Source organism: Paenibacillus glucanolyticus NBRC 15330, from assembly GCF_004000885.1.
GTDB lineage: Bacteria > Bacillota > Bacilli > Paenibacillales > Paenibacillaceae > Paenibacillus_AQ > Paenibacillus_AQ glucanolyticus.
Window position 1 is genome coordinate 1 of record NZ_BIMC01000044.1, and the last position, 1,553, is coordinate 1,553.

The 1,553-nt window shown below is 49.6% G+C and carries 1 rRNA gene; it reads right to left on the reverse strand.

The features are described from left to right. Positions 1-1,343, reverse strand: a 23S ribosomal RNA gene (locus tag PGL02S_RS28595); the annotation flags it as partial. Between the last annotated feature and the right edge of the window lie 210 nt (positions 1,344-1,553).

The window sequence follows — 1,553 nt, forward strand, 5'->3', positions numbered from 1 at the left end:
TCGACTTCACTCCGCCTTCGAAGTGTGTTTATCCCCTGAGTGCATTTGGTCATCCTTGATTTCATCTCAAGCCTGACAAAAATGTTCATCTCAGTATTCACTACCTCAAAGAAGCAGTGAAGTCGATTCAAGCCATAGCTTCGGTGGTGTGTTTAGCCCCGTTACATTTTCGGCGCAGAGTCACTCGACCAGTGAGCTATTACGCACTCTTTAAATGGTGGCTGCTTCTAAGCCAACATCCTGGTTGTCTGTGCAACTCCACATCCTTTCCCACTTAACACACACTTGGGGACCTTAGCTGATGGTCTGGGCTGTTTCCCTTTTGACAATGGATCTTAGCACTCACTGTCTGACTCCCGGATATAAGTCTATGGCATTCGGAGTTTGACTGAGCTTGGTAACCCTTGCGGGCCCCGCACCCAATCAGTGCTCTACCTCCACGACTCTCAATTCCGAGGCTAGCCCTAAAGCTATTTCGGGGAGAACCAGCTATCTCCGAGTTCGATTGGAATTTCTCCGCTACCCCCACCTCATCCCCGCATTTTTCAACATACGTGGGTTCGGGCCTCCAGTGCGTGTTACCGCACCTTCACCCTGGACAGGGGTAGATCACACGGTTTCGGGTCTACGACCACATACTATATCGCCCTATTCAGACTCGCTTTCGCTGCGGCTACGGCTTCTCGCCTTAACCTTGCATGGGAACGTAACTCGCCGGTTCATTCTACAAAAGGCACGCCATCACCCATAGATCGGGCTCTGACTTCTTGTAAGCACACGGTTTCAGGTTCTATTTCACTCCCCTTCCGGGGTGCTTTTCACCTTTCCCTCACGGTACTGTTTCACTATCGGTCGCTAGGGAGTATTTAGCCTTAGCAGATGGTCCTGCTGGATTCATACGGGGTTTCACGTGCCCCGCACTACTCGGGATCCGTCTCGGAGGGAATATACTTTCGACTACAGGGCTTTTACCTCGTATCGCGGGCCTTTCCAGACCTCTTCGTCTAATATGTTCCTTTGTAACTCCATGTGAGACGTCCCACAACCCCAGAGAGCAAGCTCTCTGGTTTAGGCTGTTCCGCGTTCGCTCGCCGCTACTGACGGAATCACTCTTGTTTTCTCTTCCTCAGGGTACTTAGATGTTTCAGTTCCCCTGGTATGCCTCTTGCTATCCTATGTATTCAGATAGAAGTGACTGACTATTACATCAGCCGGGTTTCCCCATTCGGACACCCCCGGATCAAAGCTTGCTTACAGCTCCCCGAGGCAGTTTCGTTGTTCGCCACGTCCTTCATCGGCTCCTAGCGCCTAGGCATCCTCCGTGTGCTCTTAGTAGCTTAACCAACGCTTCAGTTTCGCGCCATTCGCTCTGTTGTCCGTTTGTTTCCTGATCTACTAAACGAGTTAATAGGTGGAAACGAAACTTCCAAAGGATCGACTGTCACGAATCTTCCGCTGCTACTTTTATAAAAACTTGTTTTGACACAAGTTCAGCTAAAAGGAATATTTCTAATTGCGCAAATTCGTTTCGTTATCTAGTTTTCAAGGATCAA